We start from the raw sequence: 20,074 nt of genomic DNA on the forward strand, positions 1-20,074 counted from the left end.
TCTTGGTAGAAGTACGACGCATCGGAGATAGTCACTCCACTTCGGCAGATATCGTGCTGCTTCACGGTCTCGGCGGCGATTGGCACGGGACGTGGTCCCGTAAGGGAACCAAGGGAAATTATCTCTCCTGGCCCACCTGGCTGGCGGAAGACGATTCCAGATTCGCCGTATGGTGCGTCGATTATCCGGCAGCGGCCACGCGATGGCACGGACAAAGTATGCCGATAAGAGACCGGGCCACGAACCTCTTGGCCGCACTGCGGGACGGAAACGATATCGGCAGGCGGCCTTTCATCCTCGTCGGGCACAGCCTCGGCGGGCTGGTGATCAAGCAGATCATCAGGCACAGCAGCACGATGGGCGACCAGTACTCGGGATTCTGTGACAATCTCGCGGGGGTCGTGTTCTTTTCCACCCCCCATACAGGCTCGGGGCTTGCCTCCCTGCTGAGTTATCTGAAATCTGCGCGATCGACGCCGCTCGTGAAAGAACTGGTCACCGACCATGCATACCTACGCGAGCTGGATGACTGGTACCGCAACCACACGGTGCGCGAAGGGCTGGCGCATCTCAGCTTTTTTGAGATGCAGGACACCAAAGGTCTGCGAGTCGTGGGCGAGTCTTCGGGAAATCCGCACCTGCCCGGAGCGACGGCGATTCCGGTCGATGCCGACCATCGCACCATCTGCAAGTTTTCCGACAGAACGGATCTCACCTACATCCAGGTGAAACGCTTCCTTTCCAAGCAGTTCGAGGAGTCGGCTCCTCCCAGAGCCTTACAGGCCCGGGAGAAGCCGACCGACGTTTCAGGCGCCGTGCCCGTACGGCCCACGACGGGCGGCGCATGGTCGGACGCCGACGCCGTCGCGGAAAAAGTGCTGCTTGCGCTGCTGTCAGAGCAATTGCCAAGCGGAGGTTGGGCCCGATCCCTTGCTCGCTGGATGACAAGGTACGCCGCCGCTTCAGAGAGGCAGGCGCCGGACAGACCGCCCATGCGAATCCACGGGGGTATCGATGTCACGTGTTCTGCACTGAACGCACTGACATCGGTGAGCGACGCCAGTTCCGGACGCCTGCGGGCAGCGCTGCAGGAACCCTTGCAGGCAGGCACGAACTTCCTGCGCAAGCGAACCCCCAGCGGTGGAGCCGTCGGGGCCACCATACAAACGCGCACCGCTCCGACAGAAGTCCGCATACGTCATACAGCACTCACCCTGGCCACGCTGCTGAGACTGCAGCGCAGCTTCGGCGAGACAGATCCTTATCCAGAAGTCGTGCGCAGCGCCAATTACCTGGTGGCCTCGCTGGACCATTGGCGACTCGACACATCAGGGACCTTCGGCATGCTGGCCGGCGCCTGGGCGCTGTACGAACTCCTGGCAACCGACAACGCAATCCTGGGCTCACATCTCTCGGAAAAACTGAAGAACACCTTGTCGACCACCGTCGATGAAATGGCCCAAGAAATGGAGCGCCGCATAGCGGCAGCTTCCGGCGACACCTCACTTAAGTCCACCTACGCCCGCTTCGGCGCATACGGTGACCTGTCGGCGCTGGCTCAGTCCAGTTTCCTTTTCAGCGCCAAGCACCTGACTTCCCTCCGGCTCGGGCGCAAACCGCTCGGGTTGGCCCAGCAGTACGTATACGAGCAGATCATCGCCACATGCCAGAGGATCGCTCTTGCCGTACTGCGGGGAGAGGACTCACGTGACGGGCTCCTCGCAGTCCCCACCCCCAGCGGACCGCACGCTGACATCGGCCTGACCATCCAGGCACTGTCCGTGTTCGACGATCTCTGCGCGGCTCATCCTTCGGACGACAAGACGGCCTCAGCCGGCGAGATACTGCGCCGTGCTCTGGATCGCACGTTCCAGTCGGCCGATGAAGTCGAACTGGAAGCGAAGCTCCGCTACACACATGGTGCGCAGTTTGCCGGCCTTCTCCAAGACCCAGCCGTCACACATGCCTTTCATGTGGACAGGACACTGCATCTCACGGCCTCCCGCACAAGCAGAGCGACTCTGAGCCAACGCGACATTTCGAACCAAGCCGTTCTGTGCGCCGAGCATCGTGGGAGCTCGGCAACCGCAGTCGAGTCCTCGAACTGCACGGCCTGGGCAAGAGCATGGTCGAGAATCCTGGAGAACGGCTACTACCTGCCGGACGATCAGAAGGTGGAGGAATCGGCAACCACCACCGCATGGCGTCCGCAACAGCCGACGGCGGGAAGAGTGCGCCGCATTCTTTCCGAGAATGCGGGATCGAACATCCTCTGGATCACGGGTGACGCAGAGAATTCTGTCGGCCTGACGCCTCACGGACAGCCACGGTTGGTGGAATACGACTTCGCCGACTGGCTCCGCTCGGGATCCTCTCCGACGCAAGGCGAATTCGATCTGGTCTACCTGCCGACCATCGCTTCGTCTTCCCAGACGGACACCCTTCACTCCGCATTGGAACGGGCCGGACGTTACCTGGCCAGTGCCGATTCCCAAGGAATCATGTGTGTTCGTTTCGGAGACCATCGATTGATCTCAGAGAGCAATGAGAGAATTCTGTTCATGGAGAACAGTGCCCAACTGGAACAGCTTCTCCAGGACTGTCGATTGAGGTTGCTCGGCATTGAGAACATGCATAGTTCACTGGACGGGGTCGAGTCGATCATCAGGTTCTCTGCGAATATTTGAGAAGTGAGATGCTGGGGGGCGAAGGTTGCACTTCGAGGAGTACAAGACCATGGACCGCCTCACCGTGAGGCAGCGCGTACATCTGCTTCACAGTGATCCCCCCGATGACATCGAGGCATCCACACTTTCCTTCGCGCCGGTGGATCACAGTGCTTCGGTTCTGGACATCGGCTGCGGGACGGGCAGCTTCCTCGCCCGCCTCTCGCATCCACACCGGACGGGGCGAGTACTCGGTCTGGACATCTCCGAGGCGGCCGTGGCCAGCGTGACCGCCCACGGTGTCCCGGCTGTGCGCGGCGAGGTCCATCGGCTTCCGTTCAAAGAAGGCGAATTCGATGTCGTATTCGCTCGTCACATGCTGGACCATATACACCGGGTTCCCGAAGCACTCGAAGAGTGCCGACGAGTTCTCAAGCGGTCGGGGAGATTCGTCGCCGTGGTGAACGACGCGGGGCAGGCGCCGATGCTCAGCAAACTCATCACACGGACGGTGGAATCCTACGGGATCGACATCACCCCTCCGGACGCGCGACCGGAAATCGACTCGGGAAATCTTCCCGCCATGATCGAGGAAATATTCGGGAACGTTCAGGTGAAGAGCGTTTCCGGCTTCCTTGTGTTCGACGAACCCGACCCTCTCATAGAGTTCGCGGTATCGCTTCTCACTTTCTATGGCGTTCCCGTCGCCAGCAGCGAATTCTCCGCCGTGTGCGCCTCGATTGCGGATGAAGTCAATTCCGCATTCCGGCAACCAGGGTTCTCCTGGCGTGATCGCAAGGGTTATTCGATCAGCATGGCGGTCAAGGGCTGAAAGGTCCTGGAAGCGCCGGTTCTGGCCGTTGGCCCGTACCGGCACTCACGCCGACCGCTTCCGTGGCGTCGTCTTCTTTGCCGCCGTCTTCTTCGCCGTCCCCGAAGTCGCCGTCTTCTTTGCTGATGCCGTCTTCTTCGTGCTGCTCCGGGTCGACTTGGAGGTCGACTTCCGGGTGGAGGCCGTGGGCTTCTTGGCGGATGCCGTCGTCTTCTTCGCCGTCGACGTGGACTTCTTGCCGTCGGTCTGTTTCGGCGTCGAGCGGGACGTCTTGCGGGCCGGGATGCGGGTGACTTCCGCTTCCTCCTCCGGCTCCTCGCCGCGCGACTCCCTCGCCGCCTTCACGCTCTTCTCCAGGGCCGCCATCAGGTCCAGCACCTTGCCGCCCCGTGCCGGCTCCGGGGTCTCCGGCGGTGCCTCGCCCGCCGCCTTCGCCGCGACGACCTCCTCCAGTGCCTCGCGGTACTCGTCGTGCAGCTCGGTCAGGTCGATCTCCCCCAGCGTGTCCATCAGGGCGTCCGCCAGGTCGAGCTCCTTGTCGTTCACCGTGACGTTGGTGTCGGGGGCGACGCCCTCGGGGGCCCGTACCTCGTCCGGCCAGAGCAGGCCGTGCATCGCGATCGCGTCCCCGACCACCCGCAGCATGCCCAGCCGTTCCTTCCCGCGCAGCGCGAATTTGGCGATCGCCACCTTGTTGCTGCGCTTGAGCGCCTCACGCAGGAGCGTGTACGGCTTGGCGGCCGGGGCGCCGCCCGCCGCCAGGTAGTACGCCGCGTCCATCTGCATCGGGTCGATCCGGTCCGCCGGCACGAAGGCCACGATCTCGATCGTCTTCGCCGTGGGGAGCGGCAGATGGGCCAGGTCCTCGTCCGTGATCGGGATGATCGAGCCGTCCGCGTCCTCGTAGCCCTTGCCGATCTCCGCCCCGCTGACCTCCTTGTCCTCCGCCTCGCAGAACTTGCGGTAGCGGATACGGCCGCCGTCCTCGGTGTGGATCTGACGGAAGGAGATCGAGTGGCTCTCGGTGGCGTTGACCAGCTTGATCGGGATGCTGACCAGGCCGAAGGAGATGGCGCCGTTCCATATGGATCTCACGTGCGGCACCCTTTCGGTCGCTTTGTGGCGTTCTGTCACTATTTGCGTGAGATTCTCATCGTATGACGCCCATCACGGAGGTGGAGGGGAGACGGCTCGCCCTCAGCAACCTGGAGAAGGTGCTGTATCCGCAGACCGGGTTCACCAAGGCCGAGGTCCTGCACTACTACGCGGGCAACGCCGAGGTGCTGCTCCCTCACCTGCGGGATCGGCCGGTTTCCTTCCTGCGCTACCCCGACGGGCCGAACGGGCAGGTCTTCTTCGCCAAGAACGTGCCGCCCGGTACGCCCGAGTGGGTCACCACCGCCGAGGTGCCCCGGTCCGAGGGGCCCGCTCGGATGGTCCTCGTGCAGGATCTGGCGTCCCTGATGTGGGCCGCCAATCTCGTCACCGAGTTCCATACGCACCAGTGGGTGATCCAGGACCCCGGAGTCGCCGACCGGATCGTCTTCGACCTCGATCCCGGCGCGCCCGCCACCGTGGTCGACTGCTGCGAGGTCGCCCTGTGGCTGCGCGAGCGGCTGGCCGCCGACGGGATCGACGCCTGCGTCAAGACCTCCGGCTCCAAGGGGCTGCATCTGCTGGCGGCCGTGCGCCCGACGCCCTCCGATCAGGTCAGCGACTATGCGAAGCAGCTCGCCATCGAGGCCGAGCGGGCCATGCCCCGGCTCGCCCTGCACCGGATGACCCGCAGTCTGCGACCGGGGAAGGTCTTCGTCGACTGGAGTCAGAACGCGGCACGGAAGACCACCGCCACGCCCTACACCCTGCGCGCCCGCCCCGAACCCACCGTCTCCGCGCCGGTGACCTGGACCGAGGTCGAGGACTGCGAGGCGCCGGGGCAGCTCACCTTCCTCGCGCCGGACATCGCCCCTCGCGTCCAGGACTACGGCGACCTGCTGGCGCCGCTCCTCGATCGGGCGAACGCCGGGGCAGTTCCATGAGCCACCGCTCCGCGATCAGGCGAACGCCCGCGCATTTCCATCAGCCACCGCTCCTCGATCGGGCGAACGCCGGGGCAGTTCCATGAGCCACCGCTCCGCGATCAGGCGAACGCCCGCGCAGTTCCATGGGCCGCCGCTCCTCGATCGGGCGAACGCCGGCTCAGTTCCATGAGCGCCCCCTCACACCCGCCCCCACGTCCCCCGGTCCCTCGCCATCGCGTGCAACGCCTCGACGTCGGCCGGCTTCAGGACGCCGCCGGTGCGGGACAGGCCCTCGACCTCCGTGTCGCGCAGGACGCGGACCTCGCGTGGTGGGACGGGGACGGAGACGTCCGTGGGGGCGACCAGGACGAGGACCGGGTGGACCTCGGCGGTGAGGGCGTAGGACGCGCGGTCGGCGTCGCCGCGGATGCGGCGCAGCAGGGGCTGGGGGTCGCGGCGGCCCAGGGTGACCATGGGGTCGGCCACCGTGACCCGCTGTTTGCGGGCGGGCAGGGTGTGGAGCGCGAAGAGGCCGCCGGGGCCGATCGCCAGGTGGTGGATGCGGTCGCCGCCCGGGAGCGGGACGGAGTGCAGGGCGTGCCAGCCCGCGCCGTCGAGACGGTCCAGAGTGTCGCCGACCGTCTGTTCCGCGGCCAGGGCCCGGCGCCGCGGGTCCGGGCGCAGGCGGTGGGGCGGGCCGGGGTCGCGGTCCAGGGAGACGATCAGGGCCTCGCCGGGCCGGTTGGGCGCCAGGTCGTCGTCCGGGTGGAGGGAGAGCCTGGCCAGTTCGGCCGGCGTGGGCACCGGTGGCGGGCCGACCGTCACCGGGCCGGTGAGGAAGGGGCCCAGCACTTCCAGTACCTCGTCCGCCTCCTCCTCGCTGAGCAGGTTGATCCTGGCCGCCTCCCGGTCGTACCAGGCGATGTTCCGGCCGTCCGTACGGCTCACGTAGAGCCGTTCCTGACCATGCCGCCAGGTCGGTATGACGCGCAGTCCGTTCATGCACCATCACCCCTCGACCATGGGAACAGGCGGGGTGCTCCATCGGCAAGAACCCGGCTACCTTTGAGAGCAGTTGGGCCCCGTTGGAGGGGAGTTGGGGAGGCGTGATTGCGTACCCGCAGAAAACAACCCGACGTACCGGCTCCGGACGGCCCCTGGAACGAGATCGTGCCTGGTCTGTGGATGGGCGGGCACGAGTTCCGGGGCCGGACCGGACAAGTGGAGACGGTCGTCGTACGGGATGAGTTCGATCTCGTGCAGACCCTGCTGAGACTGCCCGGATACGGTCCCGATCCGGGCGTCGAACATCATGTGTGGCCCATCCCTGACGGGCCGCTGGACGGGACCCAGCTCGCGGGGGTCATCCGCCTGGCGCGGGCCGCGAGCGAGGCACTGGACGAGGGCCGCAAGGTCCTCGTCCGCTGTTACCACGGGTACAACCGCTCGGGTCTGGTGGTCGCGCACGCCCTGGTGCGGCGCGGGCACCCGGCGGAGGAGGCGATCCGGCTGATCCGGGCCCGGCGCTCGCCCTGGGCGCTGCACAACGACCTGTTCGTCGACTATCTGCGGGCCGGGCTGCCGACGGCCCGGCTGCTGGAGGAGCTGGCCGAGTAACGAGGTAATCGTTTCTTCGGCGCCATAGGGTGTACTGGGCCACCGATCGTTCTCAGCCAAAGGATCAGGCCGCAGGATCAGGATCAGGCCGCAGCAACAGCAGCATCAGCAGGATCGGCCACAGCATCAGCAGCAAGACCAGGAACAGCAACAGGAACAGCAACAGGAGTCCCGTGCCCCGCCCCCTCCGCACCGTCCTCGCCGCGGTCGCCGTCACGCTGCTGGCGGCGACCGCGGCCGGCTGCGGTGACGCGGGCGGGCTGGAGAGGGCCGGTGCGACGCCGACCGCGACCAGCCCGGCGAAGCTGTGGCCGGACCTCGCCCCCGCGTCCAGTCCGGCCTGGGACTACGACAACGGCGAGGCCGAGGCCATGCACATCACCGCGCCCGGCGACGACATCCGCAAGGTGCCGCCGGTGGATCTCGTGCGGCGGGAGATCGCCCAGCACCCGGACGACTACGCCGGGTCGAAGGCGCCGTACCGCGTGACGGCCCGCCGGATGGCGTACTGCGGCGAGCAGCCCGCCGACGGCAGGTGTCCGCTGCTCAAGGCGTACTACCGGGACATGACAGGGGACGGGAAGCCCGACCTGGCGCTGGGCTTCCGGCTGCTGCCCGGCAACCAGACGGCGGTGCGGGTGTACACCGTCGAGGCCGGCCGGGTGGTGCAGGTGATGTCGAACAACGACGCCGTCAGCGGGGTCGAGCTGGCCGGGCGGTCGGTGATCATCCACGCTCCGTCCGACCTCGCGGACTACGAGTACCGCTTCCAGTGGACCTGGGACCCGGAGCAGAAGGTGATGCTGCTCACCCAGGACGAGATGCTGCACTTCGGCAGGAGAGAGGGCGGCCGGCGACACGCCGGACACCCCTCTCCTTCGTCCCCCTCCCCTTCGTCCCCGTCCCCCTCGGCGACCCCGTGAGCGGGCTCGCGCTGCCCCAGTGGGCCGGCACGCTCGCCGTGAAGGCCGCGGTGTTCATCGCGGTCATGTCCTGTGCGCTGGCGGCGCTGCTGGGCGTCCTCGTGCACGTCTCGGTGACGAACCAGACCGTCGGCCAGGCCCGCGACCTGGCGCTGTCGCGGCTGACGGACGCGACGCGGGCGTACCAGGCCGGGGACACGCTGCTGCCGGGCGCGGGGGTCGACCCGCCGGGGCTGCCGCCGGCGCTGCGCGAGCTGGCGGCGGACGGCGAGCGCGGCACGATGGTCTCCCGGCACCACGGGCATCCGACGATGTGGGCGGCCGGTCCCGCCGACCGGAACCGGGCGCTGGCCGTCGAGGTCGACTACTCGCAGCAGTCCCGCACCATCGCGGGGCTCGACGGGGCCATCCTGTGGTCCTCGGGGCTGGCGATCGGGGCGACGCTGCTCGTGGGGGCGTTCGCGGTGACGCGGGTGACGCGGCGGCTGCACGCGACGGCGACCGTGGCGCGCCGGATCAGCGCCGGTGACCTGGACGCGCGGGTCGGCGATCCGCGGACCAAGGATCCGACGCGGCCGCAGGACGAGGTGGGCGCGGTGGCCGCCGCGCTGGACTCCATGGCGGCGTCGCTGCAGGGGAAGCTGCTGAGCGAGCAGCGGTTCACCGCGGACGTGGCGCACGAGCTGCGCACTCCGCTGACCGGGCTGCACGCGGCGGCCGAACTGCTGCCGCCGGGGCGGCCCACGGAACTGGTGCGGGACCGGGTGGCGGCGCTGCGGACGCTGACCGAGGACCTGCTGGAGATCTCCCGGCTGGACGCCGGCCGGGAGAAGCTCGACGTGGACACCGAGGAGCTGGGTGCGCTGGCGGTCCGGGTGGTGCGGGCGTCGGGTACGGACACGGAGGTCGTCGTCGTACGCGACGTGCGGGTGGAGACCGACCGGCGGCGGCTGGAGCGGGTGCTGGGCAACCTGGTCGCCAACGCGCACAAGCACGGGCGGGGGCCGGTGTCGGTGACGGTGGACGGGCCCGTGGTGGCCGTCCGGGACCACGGGGAGGGGTTCCCGGAGTATCTCCTGGAGCACGGTCCGCAGCGGTTTCGGACGGAGGGCGGGGCCACGGGGCACGGGCTGGGGCTGACCATCGCGGTCGGGCAGGCGGAGGTGCTCGGGGCCCGGCTGGAGTTCGCCAACGCGCCGGACGGCGGAGCGGTGGCGGTCCTGACGCTCCCTCAACACGACCCGGCCGCCGTCGACGGCTCGACCTGACGGACAGTCCTGCTCCCCGATGGCCCAGCGTGGCGGGCGGTCGCCGGGCGCTCCTCCTAACGTGGCGGATAGTCAGGTTCATCCCTTTCGTGGAGGTACCCCATGTCCCTGCGCTCCCCCCGCGGCACCCTCACCCGCCTCGCCATAGCCACCGCCGCCGGCGCCCTCCTCGCCTCCGTCGTCGCCACCCCCGCACTCGCCGACGACCAGGGCAACGGAGGCGGCGACCAGACGGCCGGCCGTGACAACAGCTGGAACGGGAACGGAGGAGGTGACCAGAACGCCGGGAGCAGCGACGGCTGGAACGGGAACGGGAACGGGAACGGAGGCGGCGGCCAGAACGCCGGCGGCAGCGACGGCTGGAACGGGAACGGGAACGGAGGCGGCGACCAGAACGCCGGGAGCAGCGACGGCTGGAACGGGAACGGAGGCGGCGACCAGAACGCCGGCGGCAGTGGCAGCTGGAACGGCAGCGGGGGCCACCACAACCAGAACGACCCGCGGCTGTACCGGGGCGTCGTCACCGCGAGCGAACTGTTCCTGCGCAGCGCGCCCAACCGCGGCAGCCAGGTGATCCGAGTGGCCCACCGGGGCGAGCGCGTCTCGATCTTCTGCAAGACCACCGGCCAGAACGTCCAGGGCAACAACCTCTGGTACCTCCTCACGGACGGCACCTGGGCCTGGGGGGCGGCCCGTTACATCGACACCATCGGGCCCACGCCACGCTGGTGCTGAGGCTCTCAGGTCACAAGACCCACTATTTGGGTAAGTTCCGGACATGACCAACGCCGGAACCGCCGTGGCCGAGGCGGACGCCCCCGCTCCCGCCGTCCGCCTCCCCCGGCGCCGCGGCATCGAGCTGGCCCTGATCGTCCTCGCCGTCCTGCTCTGCGTGTACGGCTACTGCGACGTCGGCCTCGCCAGGAACGGCACCGTCCCGTCCGGTGCCGCCGGTTACGGCGCCGGGCTCGGCGTGCTCGCACTGCTCGCCCATTCCGCGGTGCGGCTGCGGGCCCCGTACGCCGATCCGCTGCTGCTGCCGATCGGCGTGCTGCTCAACGGCCTCGGCCTGGTGCTGATCTACCGCCTCGACCTGGAGACGCCCGGCGACCGGGCGGCGCCCACCCAACTGGTGTGGTCCACGCTGGGGGTGGCCCTGTTCATCCTGGTCGTCCTGATGCTGCGCGACCACCGGTGGCTGCAGCGCTACTCCTACGTGTGCGTCGCCGCCGCCCTCGTCCTGCTGCTGCTGCCGATCCTCTTCCCGGCCGTCAACGGCGCCCGGATCTGGATCCGGATCGCCGGATTCTCCATCCAGCCCGGCGAGTTCGCGAAGGTGCTGCTGGCGGTCTTCTTCGCCGCGTACCTGGCCGCGAGCCGCAGTGCGCTGGCGTACACGGGCCGACGGGTGTGGTTCGTGCAGCTGCCCACCGGGCGGGCCCTCGGCCCGATCCTCGCCATCTGGCTGCTGAGCGTCGGGGTCCTGGTCCTGGAGCGCGATCTGGGCACCTCCCTGCTCTTCTTCGGCCTGTTCGTCGTGCTGCTGTACGTCGCCACCGGCCGCACCGGCTGGATCGCCGTCGGCCTGCTGCTGGCGTCCCTGGGGGCCGTGGCCGTCGGCTGGCTGGAACCGCACGTGCACGGCCGGGTGGAGGACTGGCTGCACCCGCTCGGGTCGATCGAGGCGGGTCTGGGACCGAACCAGCTGGCCCAGTCGCTGTTCGCCTTCGCGGCGGGCGGTGTCCTGGGCACGGGCCTGGGCCTCGGTCACTCGGTCCTCATCGGCTTCGCGGCCAAGTCGGACTTCATCCTGGCCACGGCGGGCGAGGAGCTGGGCCTGGCGGGCCTGTGCGCGATCTTCCTGCTCTACGGTCTGCTGGTGGAGCGCGGCTACCGGGCCGGCCTCGCCCTGCGCGACCCCTTCGGCCGCCTCCTCGCGGTCGGTCTGGCGTCGATCGTCGCGCTGCAGGTCTTCGTGATCGCGGGCGGGGTCACCGGCCTCATCCCGCTCACCGGCATGGCGATGCCCTTCCTGGCGCAGGGCGGCTCCTCGGTCGTCACCAACTGGGCCATCGTCGCCCTGCTGATCCGGATCAGCGATCGCGCCCGCAGGCAGTACGACGGTGCGAGCGCCCCGTGACCCGGTACATCCGGCACGCGGCCGTCTTCTGCGCCCTCCTCCTGGTCGCGCTCCTCGTGAACGCCGCCCGCATCCAGATCGTCCTGGCCGGCCCCTACGACCACAATCCGGCCAACCGCCGTCCCACGATCGCCCGTTACGACCGGCCGCGCGGCGACATCCTGGTCGGCGGACAGTCCGTCACCGGCTCCCGGGACTCCCGCGAGCAGCTCCGCTACGAACGGACGTACGCGGACGGGCCGTTGTACGCGCCCGTCACCGGCTTCGCCTCGCAGATCTACGGCACCACACTGCTGGAGCACACGCACGACGCGATCCTCTCCGGCGCCGACCCGGTCCTCACGCCGCTCCCGCTGTGGAACGACCTCACGCGGGCCCACACCCTGGGCGGGCACGTCGTCACGACACTCGACAAGGCGGCGCAGGAGGCGGCCTACGAGGGCCTGAACGGGCGCAAGGGCGCGGTCGCGGCCGTGGAGCCGGCCACCGGGAAGGTGCTGGCACTGGTGTCGTCGCCGTCGTACGACCCGGGCGTGCTGTCGGGGAACTCCGCGGCCACCGAACGGGCCTGGGCGCGGCTGAACGCCGATCCGGACAAGCCGATGCTGAACCGGGCGGTGCGGCAGACGTATCCGCCGGGCTCGACGTTCAAGGTGGTCACCGCGGCGGCGGCGCTGGACGCGGGGGTCGTCACGGACGTCGACCGGCCGACGGACTCGCCCGACCCGTACCGGCTGCCGGGTACGCGGACGCTGCTGGCGAACGAGGGCGACGGCTGTGAGGACGCACCGCTGCGGGACGCGTTCGAGTGGTCGTGCAACACGGTGTTCGCCAAGCTCGGGGTGGATGTCGGGGTGGCCGACATGGCGGCCACGGCGCAGGCTTTCGGCTTCAACGACCCGGGTGTGCGCGTGCCGTTCTCGGTGGTGCCGAGCACGTTCGACACGACGGTCGACAAGGCGCAGCTGGCGCTGTCCTCGATCGGTCAGTACAACACCCGGGCCACGCCACTGCAGATGGCGATGGTCGCGGCCGCCGTGGCGAACGACGGGGAGCTGCGGCAGCCGTACCTGGTGGAGCGGACCACGACGGACGGCGGCAGCACGCTGTCCGCGCCGGGGCCGCGCCCGGGGCGCCAGGTGATGCGCCGTACGACGGCGGAGCGGATGAGGGAGCTGATGGAGGACGTGGTCACGAAGGGCACCGGCACCAACGCGGCCATCCCCGGAGCGACGGTCGGCGGCAAGACCGGTACGGCCCAGCACGGCGTCGGCAACGCCGGTACGCCGTACGCCTGGTTCGTGTCCTGGGCGCAGGGAGACCGCGACCCGGAACCCCGGGTGGCGGTGGCCGTGGTGGTGGAGGACGCGTCGGCGGACCGGGGGGAGATCACCGGCGGAGGGGTGGCCGCGCCGATCGCACGGGCGGTGATGGAGGCGGTCCTCGACTCCTGAACCGACCTCGGCTCCCGAACGGTTCCCGACTCCCGAACGGCCCTCGGCTCCCGGGAGGGCGTTCTCGATCGATGAGACGGGTCTACCGGACGAAACAGCTCCCGACCTAACGTTCGGTCCATGAATTCAGCCGCGTACGAACTCGCCCAGGTCAACATCGGCCGTCTCAAAGCCCCGCTGGACTCACCGCAGTTGAAGGACTTCGTCGACAACCTCGACCCCGTGAACGCCGACGCGGACGCCGCCGACGGGTTCGTGTGGCGGCTGCAGAGCGACGGCGGTGACGCGACGGACATCGCCGTGTTCGGCGACGAGTGGCTGATCATCAACATGTCCGTGTGGCGGGACACGAACGCCCTGACGGCCTACATGTACCAGGGCCGGCACCGCGAGATGCTGGCGCGGCGCCGGGAGTGGTTCGAGCGGGTCGCGGAGGCGATGGTGGCCCTGTGGTGGGTCCCGGCGGGCCACCGCCCGACGGTCGCGGAGGCGGAGGAACGCGTCCTGCGTCTGCGGGCCGACGGCCCCACGCCGTACGCGTTCACCCTGCGCACCTCCTTCCCGCCGGGCACGGCGGCCCCGGTGCTCGCGGATCTCCCCGAGGACCTGGGCTGCCCGGTCTGACGCGTCGTCACCCGATGGGCTTGCGCATCTCCGTGCGGATCTGCGCCGTCGTCGCCGCCGCCTTGTCCAGGTCCACCTCGGAGGGGTCCTGGCTCATGGTGGCGGTGGTGACCTCGGCGACGGAGGCGCCCGTGTTGCCGTCGGCCCAGCCGCAGACCGGCACGGTCACCTGGGTGCCGAGCTGGGTCTGGGTGAGCACCTCGCAGGTGACGGTGATCCCGTCGGTGCCCTCGGGGTGGAAGTCCTGCGCGGGGACGGCCACCTTGGCGCCGGCGCCCTCGGCGGCGCCCCGCATCATGTTCTTGCGGGTCAGTTCGGTGTGGTTGAACCGCCCGTACATGCCGGACACCACGAGCGTGCCCCTGGTCTGGTCGCCGCCGAGGCTGTACTGGCCGACCACGGCCCGCACGTCCTTGGCGTCCCAGGCGCCCTCCGCCTCGCTCTCCACCTTCTGGCCCTCGGTGTCGGAGAGGTCCTTGGCGAGCTCGTAACGGCCGTCCACCAGGGTCTTGGGCAGCGACAGCGTGAACTTGGCCTCGGGGAAGCTGCCGCCCGTCACCTTGGCGCCGACCATCGCGAGCCCTACGACGACGGCCACGATCAGCGCGACGACTCCGCCGACGATGCCGAGCACGAGACCGGTCCGGCGCCGGCGCGGGGGCGGGGACATCGGCGGCGCGCCCCAGCCGTAGGGCTGCTGCTGCGGGTAGGGCGTTCCGTACGGCGGCTGCGGTTGCGGTTGCGGTTGCGGGTACGGGCCGGAGGCGTAGGGGCCCTGCGGGGGCTGCTGCCCTCCGTAGGGATTCGGCGGCCCGTAGGGGCCCTGCGGCGGTGGTGGCGTGGACACGTCGGCACGTTACTGCATACGGGCGCATCCGCGACCCATGACCCGAATGTCAGCCCTCCCCGACGCCCGCCTCGACGGCCTCCGTCACCTCCGCGACCCGCTCCCGCTCCTCCTCCGCGAACCGCTGCGCGTCCAGCCGCTCGGCGATCTCCTCGTCCTGCGCCATCAGCAGGTCAAGGTTGGAGTCGCCCATCTCGAAGACGCCCATGTCGACGTAGGCCTGCTGCAGCCGCTTGCCCCACAGGCCGATGTCCTTGACGCAGGGCACGATCCGGGAGAACAGCAACTGCCGGAACAGCGCGAGGAATTCGGACTGCTCGCTGTACTCCTCGGCCTGCGCGGTGGGGATGCCGAAGTTCTCCAGGACCTCGACGCCCCGCAGCCGGTCGCGCATCAGGTAGCAGCCCTCGATGACGAACTCCTCGCGCTCGCGCAGTTCGGCGTCCGTGAGCTGTTTGTAGTAGTCGCGCAGCGCCATGCGCCCGAAGGCGACATGCCGGGCCTCGTCCTGCATGACGTAGGCGAGGATCTGCTTGGGCAGCGGCTTGGTCGTCGTGTCGCGGATCATGCCGAAGGCGGCCAGCGCCAGCCCCTCGATCAGCACCTGCATGCCCAGGTAGGGCATGTCCCAGCGGCTGTCGCGGAGGGTGTCCCCCAGCAGCGACTGGAGGTTGTCGTTGATCGGGTAGACCATCCCGACCTTCTCGTGCAGGAAGCGGCCGTAGATCTCGGCGTGCCGCGCCTCGTCCATGGTCTGCGTCGCCGAGTAGAACTTGGCGTCCAGATCCGGCACCGACTCCACGATCCGCGCGGCGCAGATCATCGCGCCCTGCTCTCCGTGCAGGAACTGACTGAACTGCCAGGACGCGTAGTGCTGCCGCAGCTCGCCCTTCTCCCGTTCGCTCATCTTCGCCCAGTACGGCGTGCCGTACAGCGAGATGGCCTCGTCCGGAGTGCCCAGCACGTCGTGCGGGTCGACCTCCAGGTCCCAGTCGATGCGCCGCTGCCCGTCCCACTGCTTGTCCTTGCCCTTCTGGTACAGGGCGAGCAGCCGGTCCCTCCCGTCGTCGTACTCCCAGCTGAAACGGGCCGCACCGGAGGCGGGAACCTGCCAGAGATAGTCACCGGGGTCATTGGTGTACAGCTCGTGGGTCGGCATACCCCGCAGGCTCACACGTAGACGCCGAGTCAACAAGTCCCGTGCAGGGGATTGACTGCCTTGCTGACAAGCAGTCTCATAAGAGCCATGACGACTCTCACGGAAGCCGACGCGCTCGACGGCCTGCGCGACGCTCTCGGGCTGCTCAAGGACCGCGAGCAGGTCGCCGAGCGACTCCTCGCGTCCTCCGCCAAACACTCCTTCGACCCCGACAAGGAGCTGGACTGGGACGCCCCCTTCGAGGAGGGCAAGTGGTTCTGGCCACCGGAGCTGGTGTCCCTCTACGACACCCCGATGTGGCGGCGGATGAGCGAGGAGCAGCGGATCCTGCTGTCGCAGCACGAGGCCGCCGCCCTCGCCTCGCTGGGCATCTGGTTCGAGATCATCCTGATGCAGCTGCTCGTGCGGCACATCTACGACAAGGCGGCGACGAGCGCGCACGTGCGCTACGCGCTCACCGAGATCGAGGACGAGTGCCGGCACTCGAAGATGTTCGCCCGGCTGATCTCGCACGGGGGCACGCCCTGGTACCCGGTGGCACGGGCACACCAGCACCTCGGCCGGCTGTTCAAGACGATCTCGACCACGCCCGGGTCGTTCACCGCCACGCTGCTGGGCGAGGAGGTCCTCGACTGGATGCAGCGGCTGACCTTCCCGGACGAGCGGGTGCAGCCGCTGATCCGGGGCGTCACGCGCATCCACGTCGTGGAGGAGGCCCGTCATGTGCGGTACGCGCGTGAGGAGCTGCGGCGGCAGATGGTGACGGCGCCGAGGTGGTCGCAGGAGTTCACCCGGGTCACCTCCGGCGAGTTCGCGCGGGTGTTCTCGGTCGCCTTCGTCAACCCCGAGGTCTACACGAACGTCGGGCTCGACAAGCGGGAGGCCCTGGCACAGGTGAGGGCCAGCGGGCACCGGCGAGAGGTCATGCAGACCGGCGCGAAGAGGTTGACCGACTTCCTGGACGACATCGGTGTGCTGCGGGGGGTCGGCAGGCGGCTGTGGAGGTCATCGGGTCTTCTGGCCTGACGCAGTCTGCGGCCCGGTGGGGGCTGGTCGCGCAGTTCCCCGCGCCCCTCGATCAGGTCCGGCTGGGTTCTTTCAGGGGCGCGGGGAACTGCGCGACCAGCCACGACGCACCTGTGGACGCCCGACTACGCTGCACCCATGACCCCTGCCGCGCCCGCCTATCGCCGCCTGAGTGTGGAGGAGCGCCGTAGCCAGCTCCTCGAAGCCGCCCTCGGCCTCTTCGCGCACCGCGCGCCCGAAGAGGTCTCCCTGGACGACGTGGCCGAGGCGGCCGGAGTCTCCCGCCCCCTGGTGTACCGGTACTTCCCGGGCGGCAAGCAGCAGTTGTACGAGGCCGCGCTGCGGTCGGCCGCCGACGAGCTGCGGCTGTGCTTCGACGAGCCCCGGGAAGGGCCGCTCCTGCCCCGACTCGCCCGCGCCCTCGACCGCTACCTGGCCTTCGTCGACCACCACGACGCCGGGTTCAGCGCCCTCCTCCAGGGCGGCAGCGTGGTGGAGACGTCCCGGACGACCGCCATCGTGGACGGCGTGCGCCGGGCCGCCGCCGAGCACATCCTCAGCCATCTCGGGGTGAGCGACCCCGGTCTGCTGCTGCGCATGACCGTGCGGATGTGGATCACCGCCGTGGAGGCGGCCTCGCTCATCTGGCTGGACGAGGACAAGCAGCCACCGCTCGACGAGCTGCGGGACTGGCTGGTGGAGCAGTTCCTGGCCGTGCTGACCGTGACCGCGAACCGGGACCCGCAGACCGCGGCGCTGGTGCGGACCATGGCCGAGGATGTCTGACACTGGTGCCGTGAGAAGCGAACCGACCCCCTTCGAGGGCGGGCCCATGGACGGCCGGGTACTGCCGGTGCTGGTCGGTGCCACCGGTCACCCGCCCAAGACCTACCGCATCCCGGTCCCCGACCCGGCCGGCGGTCCGGACACCGTGCTGGTCTACCGGCGGGTGCCCCGCGGGCACAGCAAGCGGCTCGGGATCCCGCGGGGCTGGAAGTACGCGTACGACCCGGAGGGCAGGGACACCGGCCGGCCGAAGTGGCCCTGGTCCAAGCCGGACGCCACGCCGGGCGGCAAGCCGGAGGACACCGACGGGTGACGAGGTTGCGCCGAACCGCGCACACTCGGCGCGCGAAGCTCCGGCGTCCGTCGCAGGCTCGCGGTGCGGGGCGGAGGGGCTGCCCCGCACCGGAGGTGATGGCATGTCAGAAAGGCTTCTGCGTCTGGTCTGTACGGTCGCGGTGGCGGCCGGCACCGTCCTCGCACCGCTGCCCGCCACGGCCGCTCCAGAGCCCAGGACCGGCGAGCGTCCCGTCTCCGAAGTACTGACGGACCTTCAGCGGCTGTACCGGGAGGCCGAGCGGGCCACCGAGACCTACGACGTCACCGAGGAGAAGCTGGGCAGGCAGCGAGCCGAGGTGGCACGCCTGGACACCGAGCTGACCCGCACCCGGCTCGCCCTGCGCGACAGCCAGGGGGCGGCGGGACGACTGGCCCGCGAGCAGTACCGGAACAGCACCGCCCTCTCCCCCTACGTCCGCCTGCTCCTCGCCCGCGACCCCCAGCAGGCCCTCGACGAGAGCCATGTCATCGGCCAGTTGGCCCAGGAGCGCGCCAAGACCGTCGGCCGCCTCACCGGCACCGAGAAGAAGGCCGACGACCTCGCCCGCAGGGCGCGCAAGGCCCTGGACGACCAACTCACCCTCGCCGCACGGCAGAAGAAGAACCGCGACGACGTACAGAAGCGTCTGCGGGACGTCGAGGAGCTCCTCGTCTCGCTCACCCCTCAACAGATCGCCGCGGTCGACGCGTTGGAGAAGAGCGGAGTCGACACCGCGCAGCGCTCGCTCGTGACCTCCGGGGCGCTCGGCGACGAGCGCGAGCCGTCACATGCGGGCGACCGGGCCCTGCGCTACGCCGTGCAGCAGCTCGGAAAGCCGTACGAGTGGGGTGCGGCGGGCCCACAGTCGTACGACTGCTCGGGGCTGACGTCGCAGGCCTGGGGGCACGCCGGGACGCCGATCCCCCGCACCAGCCAGGAGCAGTGGGCGCGGCTGCCGAGGGTCCCCCTCGACCGGCTGCGCCCCGGTGACCTGGTGGTCTACTTCCCCGAGGCCACGCACGTGGCGATGTACCTGGGGGCCGGCAAGGTGATCCAGGCCCCCAGGACGGGCGAGCAGATCAAGGTCTCCCCGATCGCCTCGTATCCCGTCCTCGGGGCCGTGCGGCCGGACGGTGATCAGGCTCCCGCGACCGAGGCGAGGTAGGCCTCGGCCTTCGCCGGCTCGTAGAAGAAGTTCTCGAAGTCGGCCGGGTTGTCGAAGCCGTTGGCGAACCGGTCGGCGACCGGCTGCAGCTGCCCGGCGGCGCCGATCAGGTTGAGGATGTGCTCCGGCGGCGGCGCGAGCATCGCGTTCGTCCACTTGGTGACGTGCTGGGCCGTCTTCCAGTAGCGGTCGAACGTCGCCTGCATCCAGCTCTCGTCGAACTCCTTCTCGCCGTTCTCCAGGATCGACGCGAGGTAGGCGGCGGCGCACTTGGAGGCGGAGTTGGAGCCCTGCCCGGTGATCGGGTCGTTGGCGACGACGACGTCGGCGACACCGAGGACCAGGCCGCCGCCGGGGAGGCGGCCGATGGGGTTGCGGACGGTCGGGGCGTAGCGGCCGGACAACGTGCCGCCGGCGTCGGTCAGTTCGACCTTGGTGGCCCGCGCGTACTCCCAGGGCGTGTACCGCTCCATGAGTTCCAGGGTCAGGGAGAGGTGCTCCGCCGGGTCCTTGACGCCGTTGAAGACGTCGAGCGGGCCGCCGGGTATGCCCTCCCAGAACAGGATGTCGGCGCGGCCGGAGGTGGTGAGCGTCGGCATGACGAACAGCTCGCCCACGCCCGGGACCAGGTTGCAGCGGACCGCCTCGCGGTCCGGGTGCTCGGCACGCGGGCCGAGTCCGTGGACGTAGGAGACGGCGAGGGCGCGCTGCGGCTCGCTGTACGGGGAGCGCGAGGCGTCGCGGCCGAACATCGACACCAGCTCGCCCTTGCCCGCCGACACCAGCACCAGGTCGTAGGTGCGGGAGAAGTAGTCGAGGTCGGACACGGCCGCGCCGTGGATGACCAGCTGGCCGCCGCGCTGCGCGAAGGTCTCCATCCAGCCGGCCATCTTCACCCGCTGGTCGACCGACTGCGCGTACCCGTCGAGGTCGCCCACCCAGTCGATCGCACGGGCCGCCGGGCCCTCGCTCCAGGAGCCGGGGGCCGCCACCGAGACGCCGAGCCCTTCGATCTTCGGGGCCTGGGACTCCCAGAAGTTCAGCTGGAGATCGCGCTCGTGCTGCAGTGCCGTGTGGAACATGCACTGCGTCGACATGACCCGGCCGGAACGGATCTCGTCCGCCGTCCGGTTGGACATCAGGGTGACCTCGTACCCGTGCGACTGGAGGCCGAGGGCGAGCTGGAGTCCGGACTGGCCGGCTCCTACGACGAGTATCTTCCGCATGCGG

Annotated in this window: 19 protein-coding genes; 14 read left to right on the top strand and 5 right to left on the bottom strand. The window is 69.4% G+C overall.

What is annotated here, in order from left to right; genetic code table 11:
* Nucleotides 1-218 precede the first annotated feature (218 nt).
* The gene (locus ACQF4J_RS16705) at nucleotides 219-2,687 is read left to right on the top strand and encodes an esterase/lipase family protein (protein ID WP_427165978.1); all 2,469 of its coding nucleotides are present in this window, start codon (nucleotides 219-221) and stop codon (nucleotides 2,685-2,687) included.
* Nucleotides 2,688-2,736: 49 nt separating this feature from the next.
* Nucleotides 2,737-3,498, top strand: a complete 762-nt coding sequence (locus tag ACQF4J_RS16710) for a class I SAM-dependent methyltransferase (protein ID WP_427165980.1) — start codon at nucleotides 2,737-2,739, stop codon at nucleotides 3,496-3,498.
* A gap of 45 nt (nucleotides 3,499-3,543) precedes the next feature.
* Here the strand turns inward: ACQF4J_RS16710 and ACQF4J_RS16715 are convergent, their stop codons facing one another.
* The gene (locus ACQF4J_RS16715; RefSeq protein WP_351803587.1) at nucleotides 3,544-4,602 is read right to left on the bottom strand and encodes a Ku protein; all 1,059 of its coding nucleotides are present in this window, start codon (nucleotides 4,600-4,602) and stop codon (nucleotides 3,544-3,546) included.
* Nucleotides 4,603-4,655: 53 nt separating this feature from the next.
* On the opposite strand from ACQF4J_RS16715, the gene ligD reads away from it, so the two are divergent.
* Complete coding sequence (ligD, locus tag ACQF4J_RS16720; protein ID WP_351803585.1) at nucleotides 4,656-5,537, top strand: non-homologous end-joining DNA ligase; 882 nt, start codon at nucleotides 4,656-4,658, stop codon at nucleotides 5,535-5,537.
* A gap of 180 nt (nucleotides 5,538-5,717) precedes the next feature.
* On the opposite strand, the gene ACQF4J_RS16725 is transcribed toward ligD, so the two are convergent.
* Nucleotides 5,718-6,521: a nuclease-related domain-containing protein gene (locus ACQF4J_RS16725; protein ID WP_351561243.1), complete on the bottom strand. Its 804-nt coding sequence runs from the start codon at nucleotides 6,519-6,521 to the stop codon at nucleotides 5,718-5,720.
* Between the two features lie 108 nt (nucleotides 6,522-6,629).
* On the opposite strand from ACQF4J_RS16725, the gene ACQF4J_RS16730 reads away from it, so the two are divergent.
* The 7 genes from ACQF4J_RS16730 to ACQF4J_RS16760 all read left to right on the top strand — a co-directional run bounded on the left by ACQF4J_RS16730 (nucleotide 6,630) and on the right by ACQF4J_RS16760 (nucleotide 13,545).
* Nucleotides 6,630-7,136, top strand: coding sequence for a protein-tyrosine phosphatase family protein (locus ACQF4J_RS16730; protein WP_351561241.1), 507 nt, complete (start codon nucleotides 6,630-6,632; stop codon nucleotides 7,134-7,136).
* A gap of 173 nt (nucleotides 7,137-7,309) precedes the next feature.
* Nucleotides 7,310-8,059, top strand: coding sequence for a hypothetical protein (locus ACQF4J_RS16735; protein WP_351800495.1), 750 nt, complete (start codon nucleotides 7,310-7,312; stop codon nucleotides 8,057-8,059).
* On the top strand, nucleotides 8,056-9,327 hold the full coding sequence (locus tag ACQF4J_RS16740) for an ATP-binding protein (protein ID WP_427165984.1): 1,272 nt from the start codon (nucleotides 8,056-8,058) through the stop codon (nucleotides 9,325-9,327). The genes ACQF4J_RS16735 and ACQF4J_RS16740 overlap by 4 nt, the downstream gene beginning before the upstream one ends.
* Nucleotides 9,328-9,429: 102 nt before the next feature.
* Entirely contained in the window at nucleotides 9,430-10,062 is a 633-nt protein-coding gene (locus ACQF4J_RS16745; protein WP_351800498.1) for an SH3 domain-containing protein, read from the top strand.
* 43 nt (nucleotides 10,063-10,105) lie between these two features.
* Nucleotides 10,106-11,467, top strand: coding sequence for an FtsW/RodA/SpoVE family cell cycle protein (locus ACQF4J_RS16750; RefSeq protein ID WP_427165986.1), 1,362 nt, complete (start codon nucleotides 10,106-10,108; stop codon nucleotides 11,465-11,467).
* Entirely contained in the window at nucleotides 11,464-12,921 is a 1,458-nt protein-coding gene (locus ACQF4J_RS16755) for a penicillin-binding transpeptidase domain-containing protein (protein WP_427165988.1), read from the top strand. Before ACQF4J_RS16750 ends, ACQF4J_RS16755 begins: the two co-directional genes overlap by 4 nt.
* Before the next feature lie 120 nt (nucleotides 12,922-13,041).
* Nucleotides 13,042-13,545, top strand: coding sequence for a DUF3291 domain-containing protein (locus tag ACQF4J_RS16760; RefSeq protein WP_351561231.1), 504 nt, complete (start codon nucleotides 13,042-13,044; stop codon nucleotides 13,543-13,545).
* 7 nt (nucleotides 13,546-13,552) lie between these two features.
* On the opposite strand, the gene ACQF4J_RS16765 is transcribed toward ACQF4J_RS16760, so the two are convergent.
* Nucleotides 13,553-14,392 (bottom strand): hypothetical protein, encoded by an 840-nt coding sequence (locus ACQF4J_RS16765; protein ID WP_351800501.1) that lies wholly within the window; start codon nucleotides 14,390-14,392, stop codon nucleotides 13,553-13,555.
* A gap of 49 nt (nucleotides 14,393-14,441) precedes the next feature.
* Nucleotides 14,442-15,551: a ferritin-like domain-containing protein gene (locus ACQF4J_RS16770; RefSeq protein WP_427165990.1), complete on the bottom strand. Its 1,110-nt coding sequence runs from the start codon at nucleotides 15,549-15,551 to the stop codon at nucleotides 14,442-14,444.
* 87 nt (nucleotides 15,552-15,638) lie between these two features.
* Here ACQF4J_RS16770 and ACQF4J_RS16775 point away from each other — a divergent pair, with 87 nt between their 5' ends.
* The 4 genes from ACQF4J_RS16775 to ACQF4J_RS16790 all read left to right on the top strand — a co-directional run bounded on the left by ACQF4J_RS16775 (nucleotide 15,639) and on the right by ACQF4J_RS16790 (nucleotide 18,844).
* Nucleotides 15,639-16,577 (top strand): AurF N-oxygenase family protein, encoded by a 939-nt coding sequence (locus tag ACQF4J_RS16775; protein ID WP_351561225.1) that lies wholly within the window; start codon nucleotides 15,639-15,641, stop codon nucleotides 16,575-16,577.
* 138 nt (nucleotides 16,578-16,715) lie between these two features.
* Entirely contained in the window at nucleotides 16,716-17,363 is a 648-nt protein-coding gene (locus tag ACQF4J_RS16780; protein ID WP_351561223.1) for a TetR/AcrR family transcriptional regulator, read from the top strand.
* Nucleotides 17,356-17,676, top strand: coding sequence for a hypothetical protein (locus tag ACQF4J_RS16785; protein ID WP_351561221.1), 321 nt, complete (start codon nucleotides 17,356-17,358; stop codon nucleotides 17,674-17,676). Before ACQF4J_RS16780 ends, ACQF4J_RS16785 begins: the two co-directional genes overlap by 8 nt.
* A 103-nt stretch (nucleotides 17,677-17,779) precedes the next feature.
* The gene (locus ACQF4J_RS16790; protein WP_351561219.1) at nucleotides 17,780-18,844 is read left to right on the top strand and encodes a C40 family peptidase; all 1,065 of its coding nucleotides are present in this window, start codon (nucleotides 17,780-17,782) and stop codon (nucleotides 18,842-18,844) included.
* On the opposite strand, the gene ACQF4J_RS16795 is transcribed toward ACQF4J_RS16790, so the two are convergent.
* Nucleotides 18,817-20,070, bottom strand: coding sequence for a styrene monooxygenase/indole monooxygenase family protein (locus ACQF4J_RS16795; RefSeq protein WP_427165993.1), 1,254 nt, complete (start codon nucleotides 20,068-20,070; stop codon nucleotides 18,817-18,819). The genes ACQF4J_RS16790 and ACQF4J_RS16795 overlap by 28 nt on opposite strands.
* Between the last annotated feature and the right edge of the window lie 4 nt (nucleotides 20,071-20,074).

The sequence above is a fragment of the Streptomyces sp. C1-1 genome (assembly GCF_050214755.1).
Taxonomy (GTDB): Bacteria; Actinomycetota; Actinomycetes; order Streptomycetales; family Streptomycetaceae; genus Streptomyces.

Bases quoted from the DNA above. Each gene is read 5' to 3' on its own strand.
- ACQF4J_RS16705 (WP_427165978.1), top strand. From the start codon at position 219: ATGCCGATAAGAGACCGGGCCACGAACCTCTTGGCCGCACTGCGGGAC.
- ACQF4J_RS16710 (WP_427165980.1), top strand. From the start codon at position 2,737: ATGGACCGCCTCACCGTGAGGCAGCGCGTACATCTGCTTCACAGTGAT.
- ligD (WP_351803585.1), top strand. From the start codon at position 4,656: ATGACGCCCATCACGGAGGTGGAGGGGAGACGGCTCGCCCTCAGCAAC.
- ACQF4J_RS16725 (WP_351561243.1), bottom strand. From the start codon at position 6,521: ATGAACGGACTGCGCGTCATACCGACCTGGCGGCATGGTCAGGAACGG.
- ACQF4J_RS16745 (WP_351800498.1), top strand. From the start codon at position 9,430: ATGTCCCTGCGCTCCCCCCGCGGCACCCTCACCCGCCTCGCCATAGCC.
- ACQF4J_RS16750 (WP_427165986.1), top strand. From the start codon at position 10,106: ATGACCAACGCCGGAACCGCCGTGGCCGAGGCGGACGCCCCCGCTCCC.
- ACQF4J_RS16760 (WP_351561231.1), top strand. From the start codon at position 13,042: ATGAATTCAGCCGCGTACGAACTCGCCCAGGTCAACATCGGCCGTCTC.
- ACQF4J_RS16770 (WP_427165990.1), bottom strand. From the start codon at position 15,551: ATGCCGACCCACGAGCTGTACACCAATGACCCCGGTGACTATCTCTGG.
- ACQF4J_RS16775 (WP_351561225.1), top strand. From the start codon at position 15,639: ATGACGACTCTCACGGAAGCCGACGCGCTCGACGGCCTGCGCGACGCT.
- ACQF4J_RS16780 (WP_351561223.1), top strand. From the start codon at position 16,716: ATGACCCCTGCCGCGCCCGCCTATCGCCGCCTGAGTGTGGAGGAGCGC.
- ACQF4J_RS16785 (WP_351561221.1), top strand. From the start codon at position 17,356: ATGTCTGACACTGGTGCCGTGAGAAGCGAACCGACCCCCTTCGAGGGC.
- ACQF4J_RS16790 (WP_351561219.1), top strand. From the start codon at position 17,780: ATGTCAGAAAGGCTTCTGCGTCTGGTCTGTACGGTCGCGGTGGCGGCC.
- ACQF4J_RS16795 (WP_427165993.1), bottom strand. From the start codon at position 20,070: ATGCGGAAGATACTCGTCGTAGGAGCCGGCCAGTCCGGACTCCAGCTC.